Annotated in this window: 23 protein-coding genes and 1 tRNA gene; 19 read left to right on the top strand and 5 right to left on the bottom strand. The window is 65.1% G+C overall.

Annotated features, from left to right (window positions below; translation table 11 throughout):
* Positions 1 to 12: 12 nt before the first annotated feature.
* The 3 genes from ACN4E0_RS10280 to ACN4E0_RS10270 all read left to right on the top strand — a co-directional run bounded on the left by ACN4E0_RS10280 (position 13) and on the right by ACN4E0_RS10270 (position 3,874).
* Entirely contained in the window at positions 13 to 1,536 is a 1,524-nt protein-coding gene (locus tag ACN4E0_RS10280; RefSeq protein WP_419567580.1) for a tryptophan halogenase family protein, read from the top strand.
* Positions 1,533 to 2,879 carry a tryptophan 7-halogenase gene (locus ACN4E0_RS10275; protein WP_419567579.1) on the top strand — a complete coding sequence of 449 codons (1,347 nt, stop codon included), beginning with the start codon at positions 1,533 to 1,535 and terminating at the stop codon, positions 2,877 to 2,879. The genes ACN4E0_RS10280 and ACN4E0_RS10275 overlap by 4 nt, the downstream gene beginning before the upstream one ends.
* 107 nt (positions 2,880 to 2,986) lie before the next feature.
* Positions 2,987 to 3,874, top strand: coding sequence for a fructose bisphosphate aldolase (locus ACN4E0_RS10270; protein ID WP_419567577.1), 888 nt, complete (start codon positions 2,987 to 2,989; stop codon positions 3,872 to 3,874).
* A gap of 3 nt (positions 3,875 to 3,877) precedes the next feature.
* Here the strand turns inward: ACN4E0_RS10270 and ACN4E0_RS10265 are convergent, their stop codons facing one another.
* The gene (locus tag ACN4E0_RS10265) at positions 3,878 to 4,267 is read right to left on the bottom strand and encodes a hypothetical protein (RefSeq protein WP_419567575.1); all 390 of its coding nucleotides are present in this window, start codon (positions 4,265 to 4,267) and stop codon (positions 3,878 to 3,880) included.
* 81 nt (positions 4,268 to 4,348) lie between these two features.
* On the opposite strand from ACN4E0_RS10265, the gene thiE reads away from it, so the two are divergent.
* Genes thiE through ACN4E0_RS10250 form a run of 3 tightly spaced genes read left to right on the top strand, consistent with a single transcriptional unit; the run spans position 4,349 to position 6,951 of the window.
* Positions 4,349 to 4,984, top strand: coding sequence for a thiamine phosphate synthase (gene thiE, locus ACN4E0_RS10260; RefSeq protein ID WP_419567574.1), 636 nt, complete (start codon positions 4,349 to 4,351; stop codon positions 4,982 to 4,984).
* 54 nt (positions 4,985 to 5,038) lie between these two features.
* Entirely contained in the window at positions 5,039 to 6,268 is a 1,230-nt protein-coding gene (locus tag ACN4E0_RS10255) for a L,D-transpeptidase family protein (RefSeq protein ID WP_419567573.1), read from the top strand.
* A gap of 17 nt (positions 6,269 to 6,285) precedes the next feature.
* Positions 6,286 to 6,951: a M23 family metallopeptidase gene (locus ACN4E0_RS10250; RefSeq protein WP_419567572.1), complete on the top strand. Its 666-nt coding sequence runs from the start codon at positions 6,286 to 6,288 to the stop codon at positions 6,949 to 6,951.
* 4 nt (positions 6,952 to 6,955) lie between these two features.
* Here the strand turns inward: ACN4E0_RS10250 and ACN4E0_RS10245 are convergent, their stop codons facing one another.
* Positions 6,956 to 7,324, bottom strand: a complete 369-nt coding sequence (locus ACN4E0_RS10245) for an elongation factor P (RefSeq protein WP_419567571.1) — start codon at positions 7,322 to 7,324, stop codon at positions 6,956 to 6,958.
* 141 nt (positions 7,325 to 7,465) lie between these two features.
* On the opposite strand from ACN4E0_RS10245, the gene efp reads away from it, so the two are divergent.
* The 5 genes from efp to ACN4E0_RS10220 all read left to right on the top strand — a co-directional run bounded on the left by efp (position 7,466) and on the right by ACN4E0_RS10220 (position 9,796).
* A complete protein-coding gene (gene efp / locus ACN4E0_RS10240; protein ID WP_221603728.1) occupies positions 7,466 to 8,029 on the top strand; it encodes an elongation factor P in 564 nt (187 codons plus the stop codon).
* A 4-nt stretch (positions 8,030 to 8,033) separates the two neighbouring features.
* Complete coding sequence (locus ACN4E0_RS10235; protein ID WP_419567569.1) at positions 8,034 to 8,384, top strand: hypothetical protein; 351 nt, start codon at positions 8,034 to 8,036, stop codon at positions 8,382 to 8,384.
* Between the two features lie 10 nt (positions 8,385 to 8,394).
* On the top strand, positions 8,395 to 9,216 hold the full coding sequence (locus ACN4E0_RS10230) for an inositol monophosphatase family protein (protein ID WP_419567567.1): 822 nt from the start codon (positions 8,395 to 8,397) through the stop codon (positions 9,214 to 9,216).
* Positions 9,217 to 9,309: 93 nt separating this feature from the next.
* Entirely contained in the window at positions 9,310 to 9,645 is a 336-nt protein-coding gene (locus tag ACN4E0_RS10225; RefSeq protein WP_419567565.1) for a hypothetical protein, read from the top strand.
* 66 nt (positions 9,646 to 9,711) lie between these two features.
* A tRNA-Leu gene (locus ACN4E0_RS10220) sits at positions 9,712 to 9,796 on the top strand.
* Between the two features lie 229 nt (positions 9,797 to 10,025).
* On the opposite strand, the gene ACN4E0_RS10215 is transcribed toward ACN4E0_RS10220, so the two are convergent.
* Positions 10,026 to 10,829 (bottom strand): hypothetical protein, encoded by an 804-nt coding sequence (locus ACN4E0_RS10215; RefSeq protein WP_419567563.1) that lies wholly within the window; start codon positions 10,827 to 10,829, stop codon positions 10,026 to 10,028.
* Between the two features lie 471 nt (positions 10,830 to 11,300).
* On the opposite strand from ACN4E0_RS10215, the gene ACN4E0_RS10210 reads away from it, so the two are divergent.
* Both ACN4E0_RS10210 and ACN4E0_RS10205 read left to right on the top strand, forming a co-directional pair.
* Positions 11,301 to 13,100 (top strand): SLC13 family permease, encoded by a 1,800-nt coding sequence (locus ACN4E0_RS10210; RefSeq protein WP_419567562.1) that lies wholly within the window; start codon positions 11,301 to 11,303, stop codon positions 13,098 to 13,100.
* A 123-nt stretch (positions 13,101 to 13,223) separates the two neighbouring features.
* Positions 13,224 to 14,549: an amidohydrolase gene (locus ACN4E0_RS10205; RefSeq protein ID WP_419567561.1), complete on the top strand. Its 1,326-nt coding sequence runs from the start codon at positions 13,224 to 13,226 to the stop codon at positions 14,547 to 14,549.
* A gap of 83 nt (positions 14,550 to 14,632) precedes the next feature.
* On the opposite strand, the gene ACN4E0_RS10200 is transcribed toward ACN4E0_RS10205, so the two are convergent.
* Together ACN4E0_RS10200 and ACN4E0_RS10195 are read right to left on the bottom strand one after the other, a co-directional pair.
* Positions 14,633 to 14,821, bottom strand: a complete 189-nt coding sequence (locus ACN4E0_RS10200; protein ID WP_419567560.1) for a hypothetical protein — start codon at positions 14,819 to 14,821, stop codon at positions 14,633 to 14,635.
* A 19-nt stretch (positions 14,822 to 14,840) separates the two neighbouring features.
* A complete protein-coding gene (locus ACN4E0_RS10195) occupies positions 14,841 to 16,439 on the bottom strand; it encodes an isocitrate lyase (protein ID WP_419567558.1) in 1,599 nt (532 codons plus the stop codon).
* A 149-nt stretch (positions 16,440 to 16,588) separates the two neighbouring features.
* Between ACN4E0_RS10195 and ACN4E0_RS10190 the strand changes: the two genes are divergently transcribed.
* The 6 genes from ACN4E0_RS10190 to ACN4E0_RS10165 all read left to right on the top strand — a co-directional run bounded on the left by ACN4E0_RS10190 (position 16,589) and on the right by ACN4E0_RS10165 (position 25,092).
* Positions 16,589 to 17,971: a helix-turn-helix domain-containing protein gene (locus ACN4E0_RS10190; protein ID WP_419567557.1), complete on the top strand. Its 1,383-nt coding sequence runs from the start codon at positions 16,589 to 16,591 to the stop codon at positions 17,969 to 17,971.
* Between the two features lie 84 nt (positions 17,972 to 18,055).
* Complete coding sequence (locus ACN4E0_RS10185) at positions 18,056 to 18,349, top strand: hypothetical protein (protein ID WP_419567556.1); 294 nt, start codon at positions 18,056 to 18,058, stop codon at positions 18,347 to 18,349.
* Positions 18,350 to 18,487: 138 nt separating this feature from the next.
* The gene (locus ACN4E0_RS10180) at positions 18,488 to 19,873 is read left to right on the top strand and encodes a TIGR03013 family XrtA/PEP-CTERM system glycosyltransferase (RefSeq protein ID WP_419567554.1); all 1,386 of its coding nucleotides are present in this window, start codon (positions 18,488 to 18,490) and stop codon (positions 19,871 to 19,873) included.
* Complete coding sequence (gene prsK / locus ACN4E0_RS10175) at positions 19,873 to 21,981, top strand: XrtA/PEP-CTERM system histidine kinase PrsK (RefSeq protein ID WP_419567552.1); 2,109 nt, start codon at positions 19,873 to 19,875, stop codon at positions 21,979 to 21,981. The genes ACN4E0_RS10180 and prsK overlap by 1 nt, the downstream gene beginning before the upstream one ends.
* Positions 21,981 to 23,348, top strand: coding sequence for a PEP-CTERM-box response regulator transcription factor (prsR, locus tag ACN4E0_RS10170; RefSeq protein ID WP_419567550.1), 1,368 nt, complete (start codon positions 21,981 to 21,983; stop codon positions 23,346 to 23,348). Before prsK ends, prsR begins: the two co-directional genes overlap by 1 nt.
* On the top strand, positions 23,332 to 25,092 hold the full coding sequence (locus tag ACN4E0_RS10165; protein WP_419567548.1) for a tetratricopeptide repeat protein: 1,761 nt from the start codon (positions 23,332 to 23,334) through the stop codon (positions 25,090 to 25,092). Before prsR ends, ACN4E0_RS10165 begins: the two co-directional genes overlap by 17 nt.
* Positions 25,093 to 25,109 lie beyond the last annotated feature (17 nt).

Here is a 25,109-nt window from a genome sequence, read left to right as displayed (position 1 = left end):
CGCGGGGCGCCGATGGGGGAAGGGGGCGAACCGGTCCAGAAGGTCGTGATCGTTGGTGGCGGGACCGCCGGCTGGATGACCGCCGCCGCGCTTGTCCGGCTGCTGGGACGAAGCGGGCTGTCGATCACGCTGGTTGAATCCGCCGCCATCGGCACGGTCGGCGTGGGCGAGGCGACGCTGCCGCAGATCCGCAGCTTCAACCGCCTGCTCGGCATCGACGAGCGCGAAATGATGGCGCGCACCGCGGCGACCATCAAGCTGGGGATCGAGTTTCGCGACTGGGGCCGGGTGGGCGACCGCTACGTCCATCCTTTCGGGACCTATGGCGAGGCGATCGGCCCGGCGGCCTTCATCCACTACTGGGCGCGGGCCAATGCGTCGGGCAACGCAGCGCCGATCGGCGAATATTCGCTGCCGATCGTCGCCGCGTGGCAGGAGCGCTTCGAGCCTCCGCGCGAAGATGATCCGCGCCAGCCCTATGACTACGCCTTCCAGTTCGACGCGGGGCTCTATGCCGCCTGGCTCGCCGAATTGGCGCAGGCTGCGGGCGCGGTTCGGCACGAAGGCAGGATCGTCGATGTCCGGCGCGACGGCGCGAGCGGCGATGTCGCCGCCGTGGTGCTCGAAAGCGGCGAGGAGATCGCGGGCGATCTCTTCATCGACTGCTCTGGCTTTCGCGCGCTGCTGATCGGCGAGACGCTCGACACCCCGTTCGAGGACTGGAGCCACTGGCTCCCCTGCAACCGCGCCTTTGCCGTGCCTTGCGCCAATGGCGGCGAGCACGGCCCCTACACCCGCGCCACAGCCCGCGCGGCGGGCTGGCAATGGCGTATCCCGCTGCAGCACCGCGTGGGTAACGGGCTGGTCTATTGCGACGCCTACTGGGATGACGGGGCGGCACGCGATTTCCTGATGGCCAGTCTCGAGGGCGAGGCGGGCGGCGAACCGCGCCAGCTCCGTTTCACCACCGGGCGACGCCGATCGCTGTGGCGCGGAAATTGCGTCGCCATCGGCCTTTCGGGCGGCTTCCTCGAACCGCTCGAATCGACCAGCATCGACCTGATCCAGAGCGGCATCCTCAATCTCGTCGAGCTGTTTCCCTGCGCGGGAATCGAGGACGCCGACCGGCGCGAATACGATCGGCTGATGGCGCTAGAATTCGAACGCATCCGCGATTTTCTCGTGCTGCACTATGTCGCCAACCAGCGCGAGGAAGAGTTCTGGCGGGCGATGCGCGCCATGCCCATTCCCGACAGCCTCGCCGAAAAGATCGAGGACTTCCGCGTGCGGGCGATCCTGCCCGACTATGCACATGGCCTGTTCCAGCCGGTCAGCTGGATCGCGGTCTTCCTCGGCCAGAATATCGTGCCGCAGGGCTGGGACCCTCGCGCCGGGGCGATGGGCGAGGACGAGCTGCCCCAAGGGCTCGCGCAGCTTCGCTCGCGAATTGCCCGCGACGCCGCGGAAATGCCCGATCATCGCGAATTCCTCCGCGCGTCTGGTGCCGCCTTCGTCGGGCACGAGGCAAAGCCATGACCCGCCCGCTCGGTTCATACCTCCTGTTCGGTAACACGGTCGATGTGTGGCCGGTCGCTGCCATGCTAGCGGCGCACCTTCCCGCGGCGGTCGCGATCACCGTCGTCGAGAGCCGTCGCTGCCCAGCCGAGGCGATCGCGATTCCGCTTCAGGACCCCTACTTCCGTGCTCTGGGCATCGGTGCGTCCGAGCTGGCAGATGCCGGCGCGCGTTTCGCGCTCGGCTATGCGCTCGAGGGATTTGGTGGTGCGGGGACGCGCACGATTGTCGCGCCTTCGGGTGACCTGCCGGCGATCGCCGGCCTGCCCTTGCACCAGGTGCTGCACTGCGTCGCCGGACAGGCCGGAGCGCTCGACCGCTTCGGCGAGCACTACGCGGGATTCCGCTTCTGCGCCCGTGCCGCGGCCGCGGGGCGGATGGCGCTCCCCGAGGATGCGCCGGAATCGCCCTTCGCCATGCTTGGCCCCTTGGCAATCATCGACCGCATGGCGCTGGCGAATTTGCTGCGCAATCGGATTGCGGCCGCGCGCATCGTGAGCGTCGAGGGCGAGGTTGCCGACTTGGTCCGCGAAGGAAGCGGCGGTGTGACGTCCGCCCGGCTTGCGGACGGTCGGCAGCTGGAGGCCGATCTATTCATCGACCTGCGCACGCGAGGCGACAGGGCTTGCGAGGGCCAGAGAATTGCGCTGCCGCTGCTCGAAGCGCTGGCGACGTCGCACATCGGCATCGCGGTCGATCCGTCGGAGAGCGCCATGCCCACCTTTTCCGCCTCCTCGGCAAGGGCATCTGGGTGGGAACCCCATGCGATCGAGGCACCCTGGGCCGCGAACCTGATCCCGCTTGGTCCCGCCTCGGCTGAACTCGGTCCACTGTTCTCGGCAGACTCGCGCCTGTTGTTGACGCAAGCCGTACTGTTGGCCGAATGCCTGCCCGCGACGGAGGACACGACCGTCGAGGCGCGGCGCTTCAATCGGCTCCACGCTGGTGCGGTCCAGCGCCTCTACGAATTGGTCGGCGCTCCGCTGTATCTCAACCGACGTGGCGAGGAGGCGTGGCAGGCCCTTCGCAGCATCGCGCCGCCCGAGTGCCTCGCGCTGCGCATCGATCAGTTCCGCAGCCGTGGGCGGATGCCAGAGTTCGATGGCGAGGTTGTCGACCGCCAGTTGTGGATCGACATGTTCATCGCATTCGGCGTGCTGCCATCTCGCCATGATCGCCGGGCCGACGCATTCGACGCGCGACAGCTGGACGCTGCGCTCGGCACCATCCGCGGGCAGATCGAGCAAGCGCTCGCGGCCATGCTTACGCAGGGGCAATTCATGAAGCGTTTCGGCAACGCTTGATTGCGCCCTGACAATAAGTTGCCCGTCCCCGTTGCAGGTGCGAAAGGGCTTTTGTATGCGCCGCGCATACGAATGCACGACCATCACCAAGCGACGGGGTTTTCCAGATGACTTTCGATGAGATGACGGCGCGTATCGCCGAGGGCCAGGGCTTTATCGCGGCGCTCGATCAGTCGGGCGGTTCGACCCCGAAGGCCTTGAAGGGCTACGGCATCGAAGATGGCGCCTGGTCGAGCGAGGAAGAGATGTTCGGCCTGATCCACGAAATGCGCCAGCGCATCATCGAGGCACCCTGTTTCGGCAACGGCAAGGTGGTCGGTGCGATCCTGTTCGAGAAGACCATGGAAGGCGCCAGCGGCGGCAAGAGCGTGCCCGCGCGGCTCAAGGAGCGCGGCATCGTGCCCTTCCTCAAGGTCGACAAGGGGCTGGAAGACGAGCGCGATGGCGCGCAGCTGATGAAGCCCAATCCGGGCCTCGAGGACATGTGCAACCGCGCGCGCGAACTGGGTGTCTTCGGCACCAAGATGCGCAGCGTCATCAAATCGGCCAACCCGGTCGGGATCAAGGAAGTCGTGCGCCAGCAGTTCGCCGAAGGTGCGCGCATCCTGTCCTGCGGTCTCGTGCCGATCCTCGAACCCGAATACGACATCGCCGCGGCCGATCGCGCCGAGGGGGAAAAGATCCTGCTCGAAGCGATCGAGGAAGGCCTCGACGCGCTGCCCGAGGGCCAGCAGGTGATGCTCAAGCTCTCGATCCCTAAGGAAGCGGGCCTCTACGGCGGGCTGATCGGTCACCCCAAGGTGCTCCGCGTGGTGGCGCTCTCGGGTGGCTATTCGACCGACGAGGCCTGCGCCGAGCTGGCCAGGAACCCCGGCATGATCGCCAGCTTCAGCCGCGGGCTGCTGCAGGACCTGCGCGCGACGCAGAGCGACGAGGAATTCGACGGCACGCTGTCGGGCGCGATCGACCAGATCCACGCCGCCAGCGTGGCGTGACGCTCAGCGGCGCTCGATGACGAAGCGATATTCGCGGGCGGGGATTTCCCGGTCCGTGGTCTTCTCGGGCGTCGCCGACACCAGCACGTAACTGCGCCCCATGACCGTATAGGGTTCGCCCAGCGTCAGCGGGGCGGTCTGCGTCCAGTGCGTGGCGGCGATCCTCGTCGACACGGTCAGCCTGCCCGCCCAGACGCAACGCGCGTTCATCGGGCAGCGGCTGTCTTCGGTGACCGCGAGCGGGGTGACGATGGTGTCGCCCGCCCAGACCGGTTGATCGATGCCGACCGCGGTGCCCTGCGCGGCAGCATCGCCATTCGCCATCGGTGTGTCAGGGACGATAGCACAGGCGGAGAGCGGGGCGAGGAGCGCGGCGGCGAGATAGGCTTTCATATCGGCTGCTAGACCCTCGTCAGGCTTTCGCGGTTCTGAACGCGTGACGAAATGCGATCGGCACAGTAGAGAGCGCGACCGATGACCGATATCCTGCCTCCGACCCAGCTCTACCTGATCTCGCCGCTCGATGTGTCGGGCGATTTTCCCCAGCGGCTCGAGCGCGCGCTCGATGCGGGTCCCGGCCTCGTGACCGCGTTCCAGTTCCGCGTGAAAGGGATGGACCAGCACGAGGCGGCGGCGCTTGCCGAACCGCTGCAGGCGATTTGTGCGGCGCGCGATGTCGCCTTCATCGTCAACGATGACATCGGCCTGGCGAAGCGGCTCGGGGCGGATGGTGTGCATTTGGGGCAGGGCGACGGCGACCCGCAGGACGCGCGCGAGGAACTGGGCCGAGAGGCGCAGATCGGCGTGACCTGCCATGCTTCGCGCCATCTCGCGCTCGAAGCGGGCGAGGCGGGTGCGGACTATGTCGCCTTCGGCGCATTCTTCCCGAGCACGACCAAGGAAACCGAACATCGCGCGGAGCTCGAGCTGCTCGAATGGTGGAGCGAGATGGTCGAACTCCCCTCGGTCGCGATCGGCGGGATCACGCCCGAGAACTGCCGCCCGCTGGTCGAGGCCGGGGCGGACTTCCTCGCCGTGTCGGGCGCGGTGTGGAACGGCGACGAAGTGGCTGCAATCAAGGCTTTCGCGGAGCAAATCGCCGCAGCATGAGTTGGGTCTCCTGAAGGGGCGGATCGGCGTCCCGTGATTCAGGAGCATTCTTTCATGCGCAATCTCGTCCTCGCCGCGGTTTCCTCGCTCGCCCTCGCTGCCTGCGGCATGCAGGGGCAGGACAACGAACGCGAGAGCGATACCGTCGCAAGCGCGGAGGGCGGCAAGGACTACGGCTACGAGACCTATGGCGACGGTAATCTCGCCGATACCATGGCCTCGAACGACGATCGCTATCTAAGCGGCACTGGCGACACCCAGCCTGCCGAGATCGAGGATTCCGAGGAGCGCCCGATCATGCAGGCGCAGGTCGTGCTCGACCGCGTGGGCTTCGGCCCCGGTGTCATCGACGGCAAGATGGGCATGAGCACGACCAATGCCCTCGAGGGTTTCCAGGAAGCCAACGACCTCGACGTCACCGGCAAGCTGGACGAGGCCACCAAGACCGCGCTGGCCGAGTGGGAGCGCATTCCCGCCACCCGCGTGGTGACGATACCGGCAAGCTGGGGCGAAACCGACTATACCGACATGCCCGAGGACGTCGCCGAGAAGGCCGAGCTGGATCGGCTTGGCTACGCATCGCTCGACGAGCGTCTGGCCGAGCGGTTTCACACGACCGTTGAGGTGCTCAAGCAGCTCAATCCCGGGGGCAGGCCTGCGGGGATGAAGCAAGGCTCCGCTTCCGGGACTCCCGGAGCGACTTCCACCCCGAGCGCTACTCCCACGAAGCCGGACGATGCCAAGGGCTTCTTCACCGCCGGGCAGCAGGTCCGCGTGCCCAATATCGGCGGCGACCGGATTGCGCCGGGCTCGGTGGACGACGGCGACTGGCAGCGCACGCTCGCCTCGCTCGGGGTAGGGACCGAGCAGACAAAGGTCGACCGCATCGTGGTGAGCAAGGCGGGCAAGACGCTCAAGGCCTATCAGGGCGACAAGCTGGTGGCGCTGTTCACGGTAAGCTCTGGCTCGAGCGAATTTCCGCTGCCGCTGGGTGAATGGGACATTGTCGGCGAAGCCTATAACCCGCCCTACAGCTACGATCCCGAAGTGCTCGGAAAGAAGGACGGCAAGGACGAGACCCACCGGCTCCCCCCGGGCCCGAATTCCCCGGTCGGCGTCGTGTGGATCGATCTGAGCAAGGACCACTACGGAATCCACGGTACGCCCGACCCCGAAACCATCGGGCGCGCGCAGTCGAGCGGCTGCGTCCGCCTGACCAATTGGGATGCGGCGCGGCTGGCCGGAATGGTTTCGCAATCCACCCAAGTGATTTTCGAGGCGTGACAGGGTAGGCTGTGCGCATGAAATTCGTAGACCGCATCCTGACGATCGTCATTACCGCTACGCTGACCAGCGCCGTCTGGATCGTGCTCGGCGGCAGCCTGATCGAAAATGCGACTGGCGTGAGCCAGCGCGAGGTCACGCGGCCCGCCGAAGCGGCGCCGAGCCCGTCACCTTCCGCGGATAGGGGTGGCGGGAAACTGGACCAGCTCGACACCGGCGGGGCCGAAGCGCCCAGCGACGCACAAGCGCGGCAATTGCTGATTCCGGTGCAGAACATCCGGCCCTCCGACCTCACCGACACCTACAGCGACTCGCGCGGCGGCGGATCGCGATTGCACGAGGCGATTGATATCATGGCGCCCAAAGGCACCACTGTGCTCTCTGCAGCGCCGGGGATGGTCGAAAAGCTGTTCCGCTCGGACGCCGGCGGCAAGACGATCTATGTTCGCTCTACGGACGGCGAGACGATCTACTACTACGCCCATCTCGAAGACTACGCGAAGGGGCTCAAGGAAGGGCAGCGCGTGCGGCGGGGTCAGCGGCTGGGCACGGTGGGCAGTTCGGGGAATGCCACTGACGAGGCCCCGCACCTCCATTTCGCGATCCTGCAGACGACCGGGGACTCCGAGTGGTGGGAGCCCGCCAATGCGGTCAACCCCTATCCCATGCTCACCGGACGCTAGGACCTCAGTCGCCGAGCGGGCCCGAGCGATGGCAACGCATCCGGCCGAGCTTCCCGTCGCGCCCCACCTGCTGGAGCAGGCCGGAACCTAGCAGCATGAACTTCGCCCCGCGCATCGGCCCGCGGGTGAAGGTGACCAGCTTGCCTTCCATCAGATAGGTCCCGCTGCCCTGCGCGGTGCGATAGCTCGATCCGCCGGTAACCGCGAATTCGCGACCCTCCTGGACCATCCAGGCGGCGCCCGTCGCGTCGCCGGGCAGGGCGCAGACATATTCGCCCTGCGCGAGCAGCGAGAGACGCCCCTGCGCCAGGGCAGGGGGCGAGGCGAGGCCCGCCAGCGCAGCGAGCAGGATGAGTTTCTTCAGGTCGATCATCAGTTCCGTCCGCGACCTACATAGCGATGCCTGCGGCCTTTTTCCACTCGCTTGCCCGCACGGCCTCGCTCGGCTAAGGCGCGCCGCACATGTCCACCCCGCGGGCGGACTGGCTCTTTTACAAGTCGAAGGTAGCTTCCCATGAAGATCAGCGGCGTGGACATCCGTCCGGGCAACATCATCGAATACGAAGGCGGCATCTGGAAGGTCGCCAAGATTCAGCACACCCAGCCGGGCAAGGGCGGCGCCTACATGCAGGTCGAGATGAAGAACCTGCAGGACGGCCGCAAGACCAACGTCCGCTTCCGCAGCGCCGACACGGTCGAGAAGGTCCGGCTCGACACCAAGGACTACCAGTTCCTCTACGAGGACGGCGACATGCTGGTGTTCATGGACAAGGATACCTACGAGCAGATCCACCTGCCTTCCGACCTTCTCGGCGATGCCCGCCCGTTCCTGCAGGACGGAATGGAAGTCATGCTCGAGCTGTGGGACGAAAAGCCGATCTCGGTCGAACTGCCGCAGCAGGTCGAAGCGACCATCGTCGAGGCCGACGCCGTGGTGAAGGGGCAGACCGCCTCGTCCAGCTACAAGCCCGCGGTGCTCGACAACGGCGTGCGCATCATGGTCCCGCCGCATATCGAGAGCGGCACGCGCATCGTCGTCGACGTCTACGAACAGACCTACGTCGGCAAGGCCAGCTGATCCGGTGGGCAAGTCCATCGCCAGCCGGTTCGAGAACGTCGATCTCGTCCGCAGCGTGCTGCGGGCGGTGATCATCAACGACGACGAGCTGACGCTGGAAATGGATTTCTGCCTTGAGGAAGCCCATCCCGACTACGAGGCGCCGGGCGTGGGCGAGGACTGCTGCTTCCACCCCGGCCTGCTGAAATTCGCCGGGATTTCGAAGCTCAGCCTCGAACGCGCGGAACATTCGCCCGCGGCGGTGCGCCGCTACGCCATCCAGTCGTTCCATATCGAGGGCAGCAGGTTCGACATGGCCTGCGACTGGGGCACCATCCACCTGCAGGCGCGTTCGATCCGCGTCCTCACCGAATAAGAGAGTTTTCATGGCCGTTCTATCGGGTGTCATCCGCGTTATGGAGAAGGCCGCGCGCAAGGCGGGCGGCCGGCTGCGTCGCGATTTCGGCGAAGTCGAGCACCTCCAGGTGAGCCGCAAGGGCCCGGCCGACTTCGTGTCCAAGGCCGATCGCATCGCCGAACGCACGATCTACGACGAGCTGCTCGCCGCGCGTCCCGACTGGGGCTTCGTGATGGAAGAGGCCGGGATCATCGAGGGCGACGAGACCAAGCCGCGCTGGATCGTCGACCCGCTCGACGGCACCAGCAACTTCCTCCACGGCATTCCGCATTTCGCGATCAGCATCGCGGTGCAGGAACCCAAGCTCGGCGGTGGCGGCTGGGACGACGTGACCGCCGCAGTGGTCTACAATCCGGTGACCGACGAGACCTTCTGGGCCGAAAAGAGCCGCGGCGCCTGGCTGCACGACGGTCGCCTGCGCGTCTCCTCGCGGCGCCACCTGTCCGAGGCGCTGATCGCCACGGGCATCCCCTTCCAGGGCCATGGCGATTTCGCCGACTGGACCAGGATCTTCAGCGCCATCGCCCCGCAGGTCGCGGGGATCCGACGCTTCGGCGCGGCCTCGCTCGACCTGGCATGGCTCGCCGCCGGCCGGTTCGACGGCTTCTGGGAAAGCGACCTCAAGGACTGGGATACGGCGGCCGGCTGCCTGATCGTGCGCGAGGCGGGCGGCTTCGTCTCGGACTTCCGCGGGCGGTCGCAGCCGATCCATGCGAAGCAGGTGCTCGCGGCGAACGACGCGCTGCATTCGAAGCTGCACAAATTGCTGGCGGGCGCGCTCAAGGCCTGAGCCGAGCCTTCCGGCCGCAAGGCCGGGCAGGTCGGGAACCGACTGCGGGATTCGCACGTCTTTCTTGCATAAGAGAGACTTGGAAGGTCGCGCATGTTCAAGGCATTGGGAATTGCGGTATGTTGTGCCGTCTGCGCCTCCCCCGCGCTGGCGGGGCAGCGCGCGAAGGCAAAGCCGCAAGTGGCGCCCATGCCGCATGATTTCGACCTCGCCAGCCTTCCGCGCAGCGGAGAAATGGCGCGCGAGGATGCCTGCCCTCCCGAACCCGTCCTGCCGCGCCTGACCGATACCCGCGACTTCACGCCCCCGGCTGTCCAGTTGTCGCTGTCCGACGAGCGCGGCGGCCCCGTGCTCGCGCTCGGCGCTCTCGGCGCGAAGCACAAGGATGCGCCGCGCCTCGCGCATGTCGCCGTGTTCATGGATTTCTGAGCCAAGCGCAACGCGCCGCTTGAACGCGTCCCCCGCACGAGCTATCCGCCGCGCTCCCGACCCAGTGCCCCTGTGGCGGAATTGGTAGACGCGCTCGACTCAAAATCGAGTTTCTTACGAAGTGCCGGTTCGAGTCCGGCCAGGGGTACCACGCATGGGTTTGATCGTCTGACTTGCCGGGATTTTCCAAGGGTCGAGCAATCGACTGGGGTGGCGGCTAGATCAAACTAGGGTCAAGCCGCGTGCCGCAGCTTCGCGTCAGCCCAGACCCAAAGCGGAATTTCCGCCAATGCCCCCAATTGCGGGTACCGCTGCTACGCTGGGACCATGCCCAAAACAGCACGTAGCTCCCGACGGATCGATGGGGGTACCCCCCTAAGTCAAATTGACGGATTCATGCCTTGATCACAAAACTGAACAGATTCAATATACAGCCCGGCATCAACGAGCTCTTGAGGAAATTTGTAGTTCGGATCTTCGGCGGCAAAGACACCGGTGCCGCGTTCTTGATCCATCTCCTTTAGAAAAGCACGCAACTCGGCTTCATCTGGGAAGTGCGCCTCCTTAAACTTCCATCCGAATTGCCTGAACAGAGCCTCATTGGGGATGTAAAGCTCCGCTTCTGTAATCATTCGCAGTCGGGTGACATCCCCGCCTTCAGGGTTCCTATCAACCCCTATGCAATTAATTCGATGGAATGCCGCAAGGGCAACGAAGAAATCGGGGTTGATGCCTGATCGCTTGTAGATGGAAATAACCTCGTCCGAATCACGGTATACCTGAAAACCGGCAATCGAAAAATCTTCATTATTTTGAAGATATTCCTCAAAATAGTGCCAAAATCCAACCATGTTGTGAAAGGCTATTAAAGAACCGCTCTTTATTGATACATTTGTACTAGATGCGAGCAGTATTGACGCGCAAGCTGAGTAACATTTTCCATCTACAACTAGCTCTATGTTATTGTCGAAAATCAAATTCGCTGCATCAATTGCGTCCCGGTAGGTTCCGCCCGGGCTATCAATAACGATGGTCTTGAGCTGAGACTTTGGAAATTTTTCGATTCTTTCCACGAAATCGCGATCAATCTTACCGTTCAGGTAGAGTGTCCCTCGATCCAGCCAAATTGATATAAGCGCAAGAAATACTGCAACGAGCAAGGCTCCAAGGAAAAACTTTCTCATCTGGCGTTGTCACTTAAGTTCATTCGAGTTTTCCGCATTTTCACTCTGGCTTAGCATCAATCGTCCCATGAACCCGCCCATCTTAGATTTCGTATATCGGCCTAGGCGAACGCTCATTAGACGATAACGTATTGATCATTGGCAGCACTGAAATTGGGCTCATGTAGAATGGCACTCCTGGATTTTGAAAGTGATGTGCTGAGCCAAACGACCACTCTCCACTCAATTTATGCCAAAGACTAGCATCGGTGTTTGCAGAAATGCCGACATTTCAAATCCGGTCTGAAGATGCGTCAAATCGCAAACACAAATGGTTGGACATCGCTCTGCGGGATGCGACGGTTGCCGTGGGGTGCCTCGGCAGGTGGCATATCGCCAAAGCGCTGGTTCGATAGAATTCAGGCACTTCGGCCAAGGGTGCCAAACTAAAGCCTTGCGCATCGCGGGATAAACTGGGAGTTCCGGCGCCGGATGATCGGGGTTCCTTCATACCACGCGATTGCGGCGATGGCGGTGACCATCGCCATGTTCGTCGCCTTCGCCCGCGGGCGGATGTCGGTCGAGATCATCTCGCTGCTGACGATCGCGGTGATCGCGGTCGGGCTCTATTTCTTCCCGCTCCCCGATACCCAGCCGATCGACGGGCTCAGCCTCGCCTTCTCGGGCTTCGGCCATTACGCGCTGATCACGATCTGCGCGCTGATGATCATGGGGCGGGGGCTGGTGGTGACGGGCGCGCTCGAACCCGCCGCCCGCTTCCTCGAGCGGCTGTTCAAGGTCAATCTCCAGCTCGGCCTGCTGTTCTCGCTCGCGGTGACCTTCATCCTCTCGATGTTCGTCAACAACACACCCGTGCTGGTGCTGCTGATGCCGATCTTCGTCCAGCTCGCCATGCGCGGCGCCATGCCCGCTTCGAAGACGCTGATCCCAATCAACGCCGCTTCGCTGATGGGCGGCATGGCGACCACGATCGGCACCTCGACCAACATTCTCGTCGTCTCGATCGCGGTCGATCTCGGGATGAAGGAAATGGACGTGTTCCATTTCACCCCGATCGTTCTGATCGCCTCGCTCGTCGCGCTGCCTTTCGTGTGGATCGTCATGCCGCGCATGTTGGGCGACAATCGGGTCGAGGCGGTCCATGCCCAGCGCCTGTTCGAAACGCGCCTGCGCGTGACCGAGAACTCGGTGCTCAACGGGCGCGAGTTGTCCGAGCTCGCCTCGCGCCTGCCTGCGGGAATCGAATTCCACGACGTGCCGCCCGGCCTGATGCGGCCGCAGCACCGTCTGCGGATGACCGGCACGCACGAGGCCATCGAGGAGGCGATGAACGTGCTGCGCGGCGATGCCGCGCCGAGCTGGGTGATCGATCGCATCCGGCGCCGGTCCTCCGAAACCGGCGCCGACATCGCCGTGGGCGAGATGATCGTCACCGCCGATTCGCGCCTGATCGGGCGGACCCTGCCGAGCTCGGGTATCGCCGACCTCTATGGCGTCGCGGTCATCGGCACGCATCGCCCCGATCGCCTCGTCGGCGAAAAGGAGCAGTTCTCCGAAGGCGGCGACCACCGCTTCGCCGAAGGCGACGTGCTGCTGGTGATGGGGCTGCCCGACGACATGGAGCATTTCGCCCGCGCCGATAGCCTGCTTCTGCTCGAAGGCATGCGCGAACTGCCGCGTCGCTCCAAGGCGGCGCTGTCCGCCGCGATCATGGGCGGTTCGATCGCTGTCGCCTCGGTCGGGCTGGTGCCGATCGCCATCACCTCGCTCGCCGGCGCGATCCTGATGTTCGTCACTGGCTGCGTGAAGTTCGACCGCGTCGGCCGCGGGCTGTCCGCCAGCGTGATCGTACTGGTCGCCGCGAGCATCGCACTGGGACGGATCATCCTCGACAGCGGCGCGGCCGACTGGGTCGGCACGGTGATGGCGACGGGGCTCGACTATCTTTCGCCCGCTGCCGCGCTCGCCGCGATCATGCTGGCAATGACCTTCCTGACCAATTTCGCGTCGAACGCGACCGCGGCGACGGTCGGCACGCCGATCGCCTTCGCGATCGCCAGCAAGCTGGGCCTGCCGCCCGAACCGCTGGTGCTGGCGGTGCTGTTCGGCTGCAATTTGTGCTACGCCACGCCGATCGCCTACCAGACCAACATGCTGATCATGGCCGAGGGATCCTACGAATTCCGCGACTATGTCCGCACGGGCGTGCCGCTGGTCCTGATCATGGTCACCATGCTGTCGCTCGCGCTGGTGGTGACCTACCGGCTGTAGGGCTTTCCTACTGCGCGTGGCTCTGCAACACAGGGCCAGACCACATCGGCCCCGCAGCGGGCAGTGGCGCTTTTGCCCATGGACAGTGGTCCATGCGGTCCATGTCTCGGGAGAACAGAGGGTATGCACAGAACCTTTCCAACAAGTCTCGCCGCGCTGGCGATGGTCCTCGCCGCACCGGCCCAGGCCGACGATCTCCGCAGCGATGTCGCGGCGGACATGCCCGAGCTGATGGAATTGTACCGCGATCTTCACGCGCATCCCGAACTCAGTTTCCAGGAACACAAGACCGCTGCCAAGCTGGCCGAACGCATGCGCAAGCTCGGCTTCGAAGTGACCGAGAGCGTCGGCAAGACGGGTGTCGTCTCGGTGATGAAGAACGGCGACGGCCCGACCGTGCTCATCCGCGCCGACATGGACGGACTGCCGGTGGTCGAGCAGACCGGGCTGCCCTTCGCCAGCAAGGAAACCGCGACGCCCGCCAGCGGCGTCACCACCGGGGTGATGCACGCCTGCGGCCACGACACGCACATGACCGGTTTCATCGGCGCGGCGCAGCTGCTGGTCGACCACAAGGATGAATGGCAGGGCACGCTGGTGATGATCCTCCAGCCCGCCGAAGAGGCGGGCGGCGGCGCACGGGCGATGCTCGCCGACGGGCTCTACACGCGCTTTCCCAAGCCCGACTACGCGCTCGCCTTCCACGACGCCGCGGCTCCGGCGCCAGCCGGAACCATCGGCATCACGCCGGGCTATGCGCTCGCCAATGTCGACAGCGTCAATATCCAGGTGAAGGGCATCGGCGGGCACGGCGCCTATCCGCACACGACCAAGGACCCGATCGTGCTCGCCAGCGCCATCGTCATGCGGTTGCAGACGCTGGTCAGCCGCGAGCTCTCTCCGCTGGACCCGGGGGTGGTAACGGTCGGCAGCTTCCTGTCCGGCGCCAAGCACAACATCATCTCGGACGAGGCGAAACTGCAGCTGACGGTGCGCAGCTATTCCGACGAAAACCGCAAGCTGCTGCTCGACGGGATCGCGCGGATCGCCAGGGGCGAGGCGATCGCCGCGGGGCTGCCCGACGAGCTGATGCCGGTGGTCGAGGTGCAAGAGGATTTCACCCCCTCGACCTATAACGATCCCGACTTCACCGAGCAGCTGCTGGCGGGTTTCGGCGAGCGCTTCGGCGAGGGGCGCGTCGCCACCATGCCGCCGGTGATGGGGGGCGAGGATTTCAGCGAATATCGTCGGGCCGACCCCGATCACATCAAGTCGGCGATCTTCTGGATCAGCGGCACGCCGGCCCCGATGCTCGAGGCCCTAGAGAAGGACGGCAAGCCGCTGCCTTCGCTGCATTCGCCCTTCTGGGCGCCCGATGCGGAAAAGGTCATCGCCACCGGTGCCGAGGCGCTGGCGAGCGCGGCGATGGGGCTGATGCCGGCGGGCTGACGCCGCCCAGAAAAGTGGCCGCCGGAGCGTTGGGGACGCTCCGACGGCCGTATTCTCCTCCCCAGGAGAAATCGCGAAACGGGTCACTCGGTAGGGACGTAGGTCCCCAGCCGGTGGTGCAGGGCATTGATCTTCGCCAGTTCCTCGCGATCGTCGGTCGCCTTGGCGTAATGCGTCAGCGCGGTCCGCAGCAGGCGGAAATCGGCGGTCGAGAACAGCGCTCGGGCACGGCCGGGCTCGGTCTTGGGCATGTCGTCAGTCATCGTCGTCATCCTCTCTTCCTCCCGGGTGTCACGCCGCAGCGAACTGGTTCATCGTGTTGTCCTTGCCGCCCGCCTTGAGCGCGGCTTCGCCGGCAAAGTACTCCTTGTGGTCGTCGCCGATGTCGGATCCGGCCATGTTCTGGTGCTTCACGCAGGCGATGCCCTGGCGGATCTCCTCGCGCTGGACGTTCTTGACGTAGCCCAGCATGGCCTGCTCGCCGAAATATTCGCGGGCGAGGTTGTCGGTGCTCAGCGCGGCCGTGTGATAGGTCGGCAGCGTGATGAGGTGGTGGAAGATGCCCGCGCGCTTCGCGGCGTCGGCCTGGAAGGTGCGGATCTTCTCGTCGGCTTCGGCGGCGAGATCGGTCGCGTCGTAGTCGACGCTCATCAGCTTGTCGCGCTCGTAGGCCGACACATCCTTCCCGGCTTCAGCCCATGCATCATAGACTTGCTGGCGGAAGTTGAGCGTCCAGTTGAAGCTGGGCGAGTTGTTGTAGACCAGCTTGGCATTGGGGATCACCTCGCGCACCCGGTCGACCATGCCGGCGATCTGCTCGACATGCGGCTTCTCGGTTTCGATCCACAGCAGGTCCGCGCCGTTCTGGAGCGCGGTGATGCAGTCGAGCACGCAGCGGTCCTCGCCGGTGCCCGTGCGGAACTGGTAGAGGTTCGAGGGCAGGCGCTTGGGTGCCAGCAGCTTGCCGTCGCGGCTGATGAAGACCTGTCCGTTGGTGATGCTCGCCGGATCGACCTCGTCGCAATCGAGGAAGGCGTTGTACTGGTCGCCGAGATCGCCCGGTTCGGTCGAATAGGCGATCTGCTTGGTCAGGCCGGCGCCGAGGCTGTCGGTCCGGGCGACGATGATGCCTTCGGGGACGCCGAGCTCGAGGAAGGCGTAGCGGATCGCGCGGATCTTCTGGAGGAAGTCCTCGTGCGGCACGGTGACCTTGCCGTCCTGGTGGCCGCACTGCTTTTCGTCCGACACCTGGTTCTCGATCTGCAGTGCGCACGCGCCCGCCTCGATCATCTTCTTGGCCAGCAGATAGGTCGCCTCGGCATTGCCGAAACCGGCATCGATGTCGGCGATGATCGGCACGACATGCGTTTCGTGCTCGTCGATTTCCTTGAGCAAGCGGTGCGTGTTGACCGCGTCGCCGGCTGCCTTGGCGTCGTCGAGCTGGCGGAACAGGCCGCCGAGTTCGCGCGCATCGGCCTGCTTGAGGAAGGTGTAGAGTTCGCCGATCAGCGCGGGAACGCTGGTCTTCTCGTGCATCGACTGGTCGGGCAGGGGGCCGAACTCGCTGCGCAAGGCGGCCACCATCCAGCCCGAGAGGTAGAGGTAACGGCGCTTGGTGCTGCCGAAATGCTTCTTGATCGAGATCATCTTCTGCTGGGCGATGAAGCCGTGCCAGGTGCCGAGCGACTGGGTGTAGTTCGCCGGGTCGCGGTCATAGGCTTCCATGTCCGCGCGCATGATCTTGGCGGTGTAGCGCGCAATGTCGAGCCCCGTGCGGAAGCGGTTCTGGACGACCATACGCGCTGCGCTCTCGGCATCGATCGCACCCCAGGGCGCACCGTTGGCGGTGATGGTTTCGTTCAGTTCGTTGATCCGGGCCGAATAGGTCACGGGGTATGCTCCTTGTCGTCATGGGGCGTGATCGCCTGACCCTCTTGTGGGCACGTAGAGGTACGATCGATAGGGATATTTACAAAATATCTTGTCTCTGTTGCCGAGAAGTGGCTAGATGACTTGTAAAGAAGTCAAGAAAGTTACAAATGGCTGAGGACGCACTCTTTGCCGGACCTGCGGTCCGCCGTCTCCGCAAGCGCGACGGGCTGACGCAGGCCGCCGCCGCCGCGCGGCTGGACATCTCGCCGAGCTATCTCAACCTCATCGAACGCAACCAGCGCCCGGTCAGCGCACGGGTAATGATGCGGCTCGTCGAACAGTTCGATTTCGATCCGCGCTCGCTACGCGAGGACGAGGCGATCGGCGGGCTGGACGGCCTCGCCCGGCGCTTTGCCGACGAGCGCTTCGTCGATCTCGGCATCGATCGCGAGGAACTGCAGGAATTCCTTGCGTCGTCTCCGCAGGTCGCGGCCGCCTTCGCGCGCCTCTATGACAATGCCGCACCTGCCACGGGCGGGAGTGAGGACCCGCTGACCGCCTCGCGGCGCGAGATCGAGCGCTGGCGCAACCATTTCGCCGATCTCGATGCCGCGGCGGAAGATCTCGCCGACGACATGCGCCTGTCGCGCGGCGACATCGGTCTCGGACTCACCGAGCGCCTGCGCGAGCGCCATCAGCTGTCGGTCCGGATTCTGCCGCGGGAGATAATGCCCGACAGCCTCAGGAGGCTCGACCTTCATGCGCGTCAGATCCAGCTGTCGGAAATGCTCAGCATGCCGTCGCGCAACTTCCAGCTGGCGCTGCAAATCGCGCAGCTCGAATTCGCCGATGTGATCGATGCGGTCGCCAAGGGAGCTAAGTTCGACGACGAGGCGGCCCGCGCGCTCTTTGCACGCCATCTGACCGGGTATGTCGCGGCCGCGCTGATCATGCCCTACGGGCGCTTCCTGCGGGCCTGCGAAGCCACGGGCTACGACCTCCCCGTGCTCGAGCGGCGCTTCGGGGTCAGCTTCGAACAGCTCGCGCATCGCCTCACGACCTTGCAGCGCGTCGGCCAGCGCGGACTTCCCTTCTTCATGATCCGGCTCGATCGGGCGGGGCAGTTTTCCAAGACCTTCACCGGAGCGAGCACTGCCCGCTTCATCGAATCGGACGCGAGCTGCCCGCTGTGGCACGCCCACCGCGCCTTCGATCGCGCGGGCGAACTGCAGGTCCAGTTCGTCGCGCTCGACGAAAGCGGCGAGCGCGATGGTGGCTGGCTGACAATGGCGCGCACGGTCGAGGGGAGCGGCGCGCCCGGCGAGGCGCAATTCGTCGTGGTCGTGGGGGTCGAGGCGGTTCTCGCCGGAGATCTCGCTCAGGCGCGCGACATCTCGCTGCGACCCGCCGATTCGCAACCGATCGGCCCCGGCTGCGCCCGGTGCCACCGCAGCGGCTGCAGGCAGCGTTCGCTTCCGCCGCGCGGTCGCAAGCTGGCCTTCGACAGGATTCGCCGGGGAGTCACTCCCTTCGAATTCGAAGAGGGTTAACCATTCCCGACACTTGCTGGCGGAACCCACTGGCAGCGAACGGCGTTTTCAGGGCCATGATCCAAAATGCAGGGACGTGATGACATGACCGAAGAACGCATTACCGAAACCACCGATGCGGTGGGCAACACCCATACAACGCATACGGTCGTCACCGATGGCGGGACGCGCTCGGGCGGGACCAACTGGGCCCTGATCCTGCTGGTGCTCGTCATCGCCGTGGTGGGCATCTTCTTCCTCACCCAGATGAACAACGCCGAGGTGACCAAGGACAATGCCATCGCCGGCGCCGCAGACGAGGTGGGCGAAGCGGCCAACCAGGTTGGAGAAGCCGCGCAGGGCGCGGGCGAAGCGGTCGAAAACGCCGTCAACAACTGAGCTTTCACGCGCGTTCGAAAAATGGGACGATGCGCCGTTCGCATCGTCCCCTTTTTGGCGCGGTGTAAAATTTACCGACGGTTCACCCCTCTCTGCTAGTCAAGGATTCCGACACCAGCAATTTGCGAGCCGGACCGGATGATCCGCCTGTTCAAGCACTACATCTCCTACAATGTCGTGCTGCTGTCCCTGATCGACCTCGTTCTGCTCGCGCTCGCGGGCGAAGCGGCCTGGCGCCTGCGCGTGATGCAGATCGGCGTCGGCGTCGGTCAGATATCGGATCGCGCGGTCGAAATCGGCATTTTCGCAGCTGTCATCTGGCTCGGGATGATCTCCGTCGGAACCTACGGGCCGCTGGCATTGCGATCGATCCGTTTCGCCACGGCGCGACTGCTGGTCGCAGTCAGCCTCGGGGTGCTGGCGATTTCGCTGATGGACTTCATCCTTCCCGGCGCGGCGCTGTGGCGCTCGGTGCTGCTCTACGCGATGGGCATTGCGATCCTGGTGCTCGTTGGCAACCGGCTCGTCGCGGGCAAGCTTCTCGGGGTCGAAGCATTTCGCCGAACCGTCATCGTGCTCGGCGCAGGCGAACGCGGACAGCGACTGCGGCGGCTCTCGCAGCGACCGGAAAGCGGATTTATCGTCGGGGCTTTCGTCGCCATGGGCGAGTCCACTCCGGTCATCGAAACCGCCGTACCGCGCGAATCGATTCCCGATCTGGGGCGGTTCGTCGAACGTGCGGGAGCGACCGAAGTCGTGCTCGCGCTTCAGGAGCGGCGCAATTCCCTGCCGCTGAAGGACCTCCTGCGGGTCAAGACCCAAGGGGTCTACGTCTACGACTTCTCCAGTTTCCTCGAACGCGAGATGGGCCGCGTCGATCTCGACACGCTCAATCCCAGCTGGCTGATCTTTTCCGACGGATTTTCCGCCGGGCGACGGCTGTCGAGCATCGGCAAGCGTCTGTTCGATATCGTCGTCAGTGTCGCAATCCTGATCGTCGGCCTGCCGCTGATCGCGCTCTTCGCGCTGCTGGTGAAGCTCGACAGCCCAGGGCCCGCCTTCTTCCGCCAGAAGCGTGTCGGTCTTTACGGACAGAATTTCACTCTCACCAAGCTGCGCTCCATGCGGACCGACGCGGAAAGCGCGGGGGCGAAATGGGCTGAAAAGGACGATCCACGGATCACCGGCGTGGGGCGGCTGATCCGCAAGGTACGGATCGATGAGCTGCCCCAGGTATGGAGCGTCCTCAAAGGGGACATGAGTTTCGTCGGGCCGCGGCCCGAAGTGCCCGCAATCGTGGTCGATCTCGAACGGGAAATGCCTTTCTATGCCGAACGGCATGTCGTCAAACCCGGCATCACCGGCTGGGCACAGATCAACTATCCCTATGGCGCCAGCATCGAGGACGCACGCCACAAGCTCGAATACGACCTCTATTATGCCAAGAACTACACGCCGTTCCTCGACATACTGATTCTGCTGCAGACTGCGCGGGTCATCCTGTGGCCGGAGGGAGCGCGGTAATGGATTGGATCGGAAGCCTTTCCTATGTCGCCTATACGACGGGCGCGATCATCTGCGCGCTCGCCGCGATCTGGCTCGCCCGGAAGGGAGACGCGGCGCGCGGCGACCGCATTCCGGCGGTGGTCGCGGTTGCGCTGACCGCCAACTGGTGCTTTGCCGCAGCCAGTTTCGAACCCGGCCGGGCGATCGTCGAACTGACCGAGATCGCGCGCAATCTCGCCTGGCTGTTCATGCTGTTCCGCCTGTTCGGCAATGACGGCCGCGACGAGACGCTGCGGCTGGTGCGTCCGGCGGTCTTCTCGCTCGCCTTCGTCGAAGTGCTCCAATTCGCGCTGCTGGTGATCGCGCGGCGCTATGCCGTGACGGCCGATCTGGTCGAACTGACCTACGAAACTGCGGCACTGTTCCGGGTGATGGTCGCGGTCGGCGCGCTGGTGTTGCTGCACAACCTCTATGCCGGCGCGGCGACCTCTTCGCGCCAGATCCTGCGTTGGAGCGCGGCGTCGCTGGCGGGCATGTGGGCCTTCGACCTCAACTATTTCACCATCGGCTATATCACCGGCGCCTATCCGCCCGAACTCGCTGCGTTGCGGGGAATTGCCGCCGCCGTCTTCGCGATTCCCTTTGCGATCGGGTTCAACAGCCACTCCTCCCACCTGGAATTCCGCCCTTCGCGAGCGGTCACCTTCCGGTTCCTCTCGCTGCTGGTCATCGGTGGCTACTTCGCCTTGATGCTGGCCCTGGCGCGCTCGCTCGACATGCTGACCGGCGATCTGACGCGCATGACCCAGGTCGGCCTGATCATCGCCGCCGGCGCGTTGGCGCTGATCTGGCTGCCCTCGGACCGCCTGCGCGGATGGCTGCGCGTGACCGCGATCAAGCACCTGTTCAAGTATCGCTACGACTATCGTACCGAGTGGATCCGCTTCACCGAGACGATCGGGACCACCGGCTTCGACAACATTTCGCTGCAGGAACGCGCGGTGAAGGCGCTTGCCGATATTACCGACAGTCCCTCGGGCATTCTGCTCGTAGCGGACGAGGAGGGCGCGCTCGAACTGGCGGCGAACTGGCGCTGGGCGTGCATCGAGATCCCGTCGCAGGCCGTGCCCACGGGGCTTGCGGGCCTGCTCGAACGCAGCGAGTTGATCATCGATTTCGACGAGCTGCGCGCGGGGATCGATCGCGAGGGCGAACAGGCGCTGGTGCCCGAGTGGATGCGCGAGGACCCGCGGGCGTGGGCGGCGGTCCCCCTGCTCCATTTCGACCGGCTGGTCGGGCTGGTGCTGCTCGCCCGGCCGGTCATCGAGCGAAAACTCGACTGGGAGGACTTCGACCTGCTGGGGGTCGTTGGACGCCAGCTCGCCAGCTACCTCGCCGAACAGGCCAGCCAGACAGCCCTGCTCGAGGCCGGGCGGTTCGACGAATTCAACCGGCGCATGGCCTTCGTCATGCACGATATCAAGAATCTCTCGAGCCAGATGGCACTGCTGTTGCGGAACGCCGAGAAGCACGCCGACAAGCCGGAATTCCGCAAGGACATGCTGGTCACGCTGAGGAACAGCGTCGACAAGCTCAACACGCTGCTGGCGAGGCTGGGACGTTATGGAGCGCCGGAGAACTTTGCTGCGCGCGAATTCGACCTCGCCGAGTCGACGCGGCAGGTGGCGGAGCGCCTGAGCGCGGTCCATCCGGTGGCGCTCCTGCACAGCGAAAAGGTAATCGTGGAAGGCAATCCCGAAGCGCTTGACCAGGCGCTGGTCCACCTCGTCCAGAACGCGATCGAAGCCAGTACCCCGTCCAGCCCGGTCATGCTCGAGGTCCTGAGAGATGGCATTTCGGGCAAGATTCACATCATCGACAATGGCTGCGGCATGTCGCCGCAATTCCTGCGCAACGGCCTGTTCAAGCCCTTCGTGTCCTCGAAGAGCGGCGGCTTCGGCATCGGTGCCTTCGAGGCGCGCGAGCTGATCCGTTCGATGGGCGGTCGAATCGACGTCGAATCGCGCGAGGGCCTGGGCACGCGCTTCTCCGTCAGCCTGCAGCTCAAATCGGCGAACTCGGTCCTCCGCCGGGGTGCGCCGGGAATCGAAAACGAGGTCGCATAATGGCAGATACCAAGCCCAAATTGCTGGTCGTCGAGGACGACGAAGGCCTGCAGGCCCAGCTCAAATGGGCCTATGAGGATTTCAACGTCGTGCTCGCGGGCACCCGCGAAGCCGCCCTGGCGGCCTTGCGTGCCGAAGAGCCGGCCGTGGTGACGCTGGACCTTGGCTTGCCGCCGGATCCCGATGGTACCAGCGAAGGTTTCGCCGTGCTCGAAGCGATCATGGCGCTCAAGCCCGACACCAAGGTCATCGTGGCGTCGGGCCACGGCGCACGCGAGAGCGCGCTGCGCGCGGTCGAGCAGGGCGCCTATGATTTCTACCAGAAGCCGGTCGACATCGACACGCTGGGGTTGATCGTGCAGCGCGCCTATCGGCTGCACCGCCTCGAGCAGGAGAACAGGAGCCTTGCCGAAAAGGTCGGCGAGGACCGGACCGTACTCGGCTCGATGGTCACCGCCGCGCCGGAGATGGCCAAGGTGGCGCGCACCATCGAACGTGTGGCCCGGACCAATGTCTCGGTCATGCTGCTCGGCGCCAGCGGCACGGGCAAGGAATTGCTCGCTCGCGGGGTCCACGAGTCCAGCGATCGGAGAAACGGTGCCTTCGTCGCGATCAACTGCGCGGCGATCCCCGAGAACCTCCTCGAAAGCGAGCTGTTCGGGCATGAGCGCGGGGCCTTCACCGGCGCGGTCAAGATGACCGAGGGCAAGATCGAGATGGCCCATGGCGGCACGCTGTTTCTCGACGAGGTCGGCGACATTCCCCTGCCGCTGCAGGTCAAGCTGCTGCGCTTTCTCCAGGAACGGACGATCGAGCGGATCGGTGGACGCAAGCCGATCGCGGTCGATACGCGGATCGTGTGCGCCACACACCAGAACCTCGAGGCGATGATCGGCGAGGGGATCTTTCGCGAGGACCTTTTCTATCGGCTCGCGGAAATCGTTGTAAAGGTGCCGACGCTGACCGAACGGCCGGGGGATGCGGTGCTGCTGGCCAAGCATTTCCTCACCGGCTTCGCCAAGGAGATGAACCCCCAGGTCAAGGGATTCGCGGCGGATGCGCTCGCCGCCATCGACGGGTGGGGCTGGCCGGGCAATGTCCGCGAACTCGAGAACCGGGTGAAGCGCGCGGTGATCATGGCCGACGGCAAGCTCATCAGCGCCGAGGATCTCGACCTGCCGCAGTCCGACGAGGATGGCGCTGATCTGGCGCTCAATCTCAAGGCCGCGCGCGAGCAGGCTGACCGGCGGATGATCCGCCAGGCCCTGGCACGCAGCGAGGGAAATATCTCCAACACCGCCAAGCTGCTTGGGATCAGCCGCCCGACTTTGTACGATCTTCTCAAACAGTATGATCTTCAGACGTGATCGGGGACCGGTCGCGGGTCTTCTGCTGGGGCTGGCGATCTTGGGGGGATGCGGGGAGCCGGCGCCGGAGCTTTCGCCGCTGGACGCCGCGCGTGCCCAGCTGGCGCGCGGCGACCCACTGGCCGCGCGCGTGTTTCTCGAGCGTGCGCTCGAACAGGGGACGCCGCGCGAAGACCTCGCGGCGCTGCTCGGCGAGGCGGCGCTGGTGGCGCGGGATCTCCCGACCGCACGCAAATGGCTCGGTCCCGGCAAGTTCTCGGAAGACACCCGCGCGATCGGCTTCAGGTTGCTTGGCCGACTCGAGATGGCGCAGGGCAATCTGCCCGCAGCGGGGGCGGCCTTCGACCAGTCCTACCGGGTTGAGCCCGACAGTTCCGATCTGTGGGTCGATATCGGACGGTTGCGTTATCGCGGTGGCGAGCAGGTTCAGGCGATCGAGGCAGCCGACCGCGCACTGACGCTCGATCCCGACAATGGGGAGGCGCTGCAGTTCCGCGGCCAGCTCGCACGCGATGCCGAGGGGATGGAGGCGGGAGCCGCGCTGCTGGCGAAGGCTCTCGAGCGCCGGCCAGACGATCTCGAGCTGCGTGTCGAATATGCCGCGACATTGGGCGATTCCGGGCGCGCGCCCGCAGCGCTCGAGGCGCTCCGGGCGGCAGGCGGACATGCGGCGGTCACGCCGCGCGGCCTGTTCGTCCAGGCGGTCATCGCTGCGCGCGGGGATGACTTTCGCCTTGCCCGGGGCCTGCTCGAAAAGTCCGATCTGGAGAGGTCCGGAGTGGCCTCGGCACAGCTACTGTCGGCGATCATCGACCTCGCCGAGGAGAATTACGCGAGCGCCGCCCTGACGCTCGACCGCCTCTATTCTCGCCAGCCCGACAACCGCCGCGTACGCGATCTGCTTGCCTATGCGCTGTCGCGCAGCGGGGGTGAACGCGAGCTCGTCCATCGGTTTGCCGACGCCGCCGGGGGCAGGGCAGCCTCGGCCTATCTCCAGCTGCTGGTCGGTCGTGCCTACGAAACGCTCGGCGATCGCCGGAGGGCTGCGTTCTTTCTCGATCTCGCTGCACTCGACGGAACCGGCCTGACGGTTCTGCCCAGCAGAAGTCCGCAAGCGGCACCCGCTGCTTCGACCTCGCTCGGCGGTGTGCAGCTACGCGATTACGTGCGGGCGGCGATCGCCGGGCGCGAGACTGCGGCAGCGGTGAAGCGCGCACGCGCCTTCGCGCAGCGCTTCCCCGGCTCCGCCGACGCGCAGGCGCTGCTTGGCGATGCCGAGTTCGCGCAGGGTAACAAGGTGGCGGCGCGGGCGGCATATGAACGATCTTCGCGGGTTCGGCGGCCCTGGCCGCTGGCGCTGCGCCTCGCCGGTGTCCAGGACGATCCGGCAAGCGCGCGCCAGATGCTCGCACACTATGTCCGCAACAATCCGCTGAACGGCGAAGCCGCCGCAGTCCTTGCCGATGCGGTCGCGGCGCAGGGCGAATGGAACCGGGCCGCGCAATTGCTCGATCATGCGATGGTGCTGGGGCAGGCCCGCGTGCCCTGGGTGCTCGCAGCGCGCAGCATCGCAGCGCTCCAGCTCGACGACCGCGGGGATGCGCTCGACTATGCGCTGGCGGCGCACGAACTCCAGCCGATGAACCCGCTCGCGATCTCCGCGCTTCTCGCCGCCTTGCCCGATACAGAGGCAGCGGCGAAGGCCGAACTCGAAGCGAAGCTGCAGTCGCTGACTGCGGGCTGAGACATCTCGACAAGGGC

It is taken from the genome of Qipengyuania sp., assembly GCF_048550555.1.
Classification (GTDB): Bacteria; Pseudomonadota; Alphaproteobacteria; order Sphingomonadales; family Sphingomonadaceae; genus Qipengyuania.
Note: the sequence above shows the minus strand (reverse complement) of the source record. Positions and strands in the feature narration are given on the sequence as shown.